This is a genomic window from Luteibacter sp. P4_D7_3 (assembly GCF_056401735.1).
The window spans coordinates 1-3,286 of record NZ_JBFUIT010000393.1; the positions used below are offsets into that span (position 1 = coordinate 1).

General features: G+C 66.1%; 5 protein-coding genes. 2 read left to right on the plus strand and 3 right to left on the minus strand.

What is annotated here, in order from left to right:
* Positions 1–2: 2 nt before the first annotated feature.
* Positions 3–995, plus strand: a complete 993-nt coding sequence (locus AC1DSN_RS20400) for a peptidoglycan DD-metalloendopeptidase family protein (RefSeq protein WP_477332511.1) — start codon at positions 3–5, stop codon at positions 993–995.
* Between the two features lie 158 nt (positions 996–1,153).
* Here AC1DSN_RS20400 and panE read toward each other — a convergent pair whose 3' ends face one another.
* From panE to yhbY, 3 genes are read right to left on the minus strand one after another with little or no spacing between them, the layout of a single operon-like run.
* Positions 1,154–2,089 carry a 2-dehydropantoate 2-reductase gene (panE, locus tag AC1DSN_RS20405; protein WP_477295317.1) on the minus strand — a complete coding sequence of 312 codons (936 nt, stop codon included), beginning with the start codon at positions 2,087–2,089 and terminating at the stop codon, positions 1,154–1,156.
* A 7-nt stretch (positions 2,090–2,096) separates the two neighbouring features.
* Positions 2,097–2,474 (minus strand): Mth938-like domain-containing protein, encoded by a 378-nt coding sequence (locus AC1DSN_RS20410; RefSeq protein WP_063574178.1) that lies wholly within the window; start codon positions 2,472–2,474, stop codon positions 2,097–2,099.
* Positions 2,475–2,480: 6 nt separating this feature from the next.
* On the minus strand, positions 2,481–2,777 hold the full coding sequence (gene yhbY, locus AC1DSN_RS20415; protein ID WP_046968793.1) for a ribosome assembly RNA-binding protein YhbY: 297 nt from the start codon (positions 2,775–2,777) through the stop codon (positions 2,481–2,483).
* An 84-nt stretch (positions 2,778–2,861) separates the two neighbouring features.
* Between yhbY and AC1DSN_RS20420 the strand changes: the two genes are divergently transcribed.
* Positions 2,862–3,286, plus strand: a 425-nt coding sequence (locus AC1DSN_RS20420) for an RlmE family RNA methyltransferase (RefSeq protein WP_477332514.1), incomplete at its 3' end; no start/stop codon positions are given.

Sequence of the window (3,286 nt, forward strand, 5' to 3'; positions counted from 1 at the left end):
TGATCCGCCCGCTCGCCCTGGCGGGCGTGCTGTCGGCCGCCGTGCTCGTGGCCGGTTGCGATGTCACGCGCAGTTCCGTTGTCGTCACGCGCAGCCCCGGTGGTTACACGCCCACGCACGCCGCGACGCCACCCCCGGCGCCACCGGGCGGCAGCTATCGGGTGATGAAGGGCGACACGCTCTACAGCATTGCCTTCCGCAACAAAGTCGATTTTCGCGACCTTGCCGGGTGGAACGGCATCGATTCGCCGTACACCATCTGGCCGGGCCAGGACCTGCGGCTCTCGCCGCCGGGGCACGACAACAAGCCAGCCCCGGCGCACGCCGCGCCGGTCGTCGTGGCGGCGCCGCCGCCTGGCGGTAGTCCGCCCCATGGCACGCCACCGCCCGCGCAGCCCGCCTTCCAGGCTGTGACGGACGCTGACGTAGCGCCCCCGCCCGTTCCGGCACCGGCGACTACGACGAACACGCCGGTCGTCGTGGCTGGAAAGCCTGCAGAGTCCGTCGTTCCTGTTCCGGTGCCGCCGCCGAGCACACCGAACGTGCCCGCCCCGGCACCGGCGCCTGTGGAGAATCCCTCTGCCGCCACGCCCATCGTCACCAGCGGCGCTTCGCGCAGCGCGGGCGGTATCGCCTGGCGCTGGCCTGCCGACGGCACGATGTTGAAGAAATTCTCATCGAGCGACGCCATTCCCGGTATCGAAATCGGCGGCAAGGCCGGCGACCCGGTCCGTTCCGCCGCCGATGGCGTGGTGGTCTACAGCGGCAATGGCCTGGTCGGTTACGGCGAGCTGGTGATCATCAAGCACAGCGACAGCTTCCTCTCCGCTTACGGCCACAACCGCAAGCGACTGGTCAAGGAAGGCGAGAAGGTAAAAGCCGGCCAGTCGGTCGCGGAAATGGGTTCGAGCGGCGCGACGCGCGACGAACTCCAGTTCCAGATTCGCCGCGACGGCAATCCGGTCGATCCGCTGCAGTATCTGCCGGCAAAATAGATAGGCACATGTGGGAGCCGATTCATCGGCGAATGGCAAATAAACCCGCTGCGCAGCAGCGGCACCTTCCGGTTGCTAGCCTCCAGCCCCCGCCGAAGCCAGCCCCCCCCCTGCCGAAGGAAAAGCTCGCCGATGAATCGGCTCCTACACAGAGCTGTCTAGCCTTGCCGCTTACGCCGGGCTTCAAACGCCTGCAGGTGCGCAAACGCCACCTCCAGCATCGGTGCCCTGATCCCCGCATCCCGCGCACGTCGCAACATGTCGCCGACGATGTGGTCGGCTTCGATGCGCTGCCCGGATTCGAGGTCGCGGAGCATGGACGCCGTCAGCGGCGAGCCTTCCTGCGTCAGCGTTTTCCAGGCAAATGCGCGGGCGTTATCTGGCACGGCGTGACCCGACGCGCGGGCCACGGCCAGGCATTCCTCGTACATCTGCTCAGTGAGTTGGCGACCGTCGTCCGTGGCGACGATGTCGCCGACGCTGGCGCGGAACAGGCAGGTTGCGCCGGCGAGGGTGGCGAGGAAGGAGAACTTGGCCCAGAGATCGCGTTCGATATCGGATGAGTGCGTGTGGTCGACGTTCGCCTTGGCGAAAGCATCCGCTATGGCCCCACAACGGCCGCCATGATCGTTACCGTCGCGCTCGCCGAAGGTCACCGATGCGCCGTTGCCAAAGTGCAGGATCTCGCCCGCCGGCCCCTTCGCGGCACTGATGACGCACATGCCGCCGATGACCCGGTCCGGACCAAAGCGATTGTCGAGCACCGGATAGTGGGCCAGCCCGTTGAGGATCGGCAGGATCGCCGTGGCCTCGCCGACCGCCGGGTCGATCGCCTCGATCGCCGAATGCAGGTCGTACGCCTTGCAGGAAAGAAGGACCAGGTCGAAAGCGCCTGCCGCGGCGACCGTGTCGGCCGTGACGTGTTTCACCGTCAGGGTGGCATCGCCGAACGGGCTTTTTATGATGAGTCCGTTCGCATCCAGTGCCCGTGCCCGGTCTGGTCGAACCAGGAACGTCACGTCCGCGCCACCTTGGTGCAGGCGACCGCCGAAGTAACCGCCGGTCCCGCCGGCCCCGAGAATGAGGATGCGCATGGCGTTCTTAGCCTTGGGGCAGGATGAAGGCCGCCAGGACCTTACGGCCCTCACCGGCCAGGAGACTGTAGGTGCGGGCGGCCGAGCCGTTGGTCATCGCCTCGACGCCGATGCCCTGACGCAGGAAGCCGGCCATGACTTCAGCAGGCGGAAAGACCTGGCGCTCGCCGGTGCCGATGATGACCAGCTCGGGCTTCAGGTCCGCGATGAGAGCGACATCGGCCAGGGTGAGCTGCTTCGCGTCGGTTACAGGCCAGTCTTCCACGACCTTTTCCGGGGTCAGGAGGAGGCTCTTGTGAAAGTCGCGGTCGACGATCGTGACCGTGTTCGCGCCCACCCGGCGCACGAAGAGGTACTCGCCAGGGTGCTCGAACGAGAGGTCCATGGCGGGTTACCGGGGCAGGGCGAGCTTCGGGTCCTGCTCGTTCCGGCGGAACAGGACGACGATATGGCCGATTTCCTGGACCTTTTCGGAGCCGGTCTGGCTGGTCAGAAAGTCGATCTGGGCCTGGCGCTCGTCCTTGTCGCCTCCGGAGAGCTTGACCTTGACCAGCTCGTGGATATCCAGGGCCTGGGCGAGCTCCTTGGCCACGGCCTCGGTGGCGCCCTTGTTACCCAGCAGGACGACCGGCTTGAGATCGTGGGCCATGCTGCGGAGATAGCGGGACTGTGTAGGGGAAAGCGACATTGCGTTCAGGTTCGATGTGCGGCTGACAGGCGTCAAAGGGTATCATGCAAGGCCCGCTCCTTATTAAGACTCTGGTCGAAAGCCATGGCACGCAGCAAGACCAGCTCCCAGTGGCTCAAAGAGCACTTCGACGATCCCTACGTCAAAAGAGCTCAGGCGGAAGGTGCGCGCTCGCGAGCCATCTACAAGCTCGAGGAGCTGATCGAGCGCGATCGCCTCATCAAGCCCGGCATGACCATCGTCGACCTTGGCGCCGCCCCGGGCGGCTGGTCCCAGCTGGCGCGCAGGCGCTTGGGCGATACCGGCCGGGTCATCGCCATGGACATCCTGCCCATGGCCAGCCTGGCCGGGGTGGACTTCATGCAGGGCGATTTCCGCGAGGAAGCCGTGCTCCGCGAGCTGGAGGCCATGCTCGACGGCCAGAAGGTCGATCTTGTCCTGTCGGACATGGCCCCCAATATGTCAGGTGTGGCACTGGCCGATCAGATCCGTGCGATGGACCTTTGTGA

Coding starts and splice junctions, on each gene's coding strand:
- yhbY (WP_046968793.1), bottom strand. CDS start 2,777: ATGTCGCTTTCCCCTACACAGTCCCGCTATCTCCGCAGCATGGCCCAC.
- AC1DSN_RS20410 (WP_063574178.1), bottom strand. CDS start 2,474: ATGGACCTCTCGTTCGAGCACCCTGGCGAGTACCTCTTCGTGCGCCGG.
- panE (WP_477295317.1), bottom strand. CDS start 2,089: ATGCGCATCCTCATTCTCGGGGCCGGCGGGACCGGCGGTTACTTCGGC.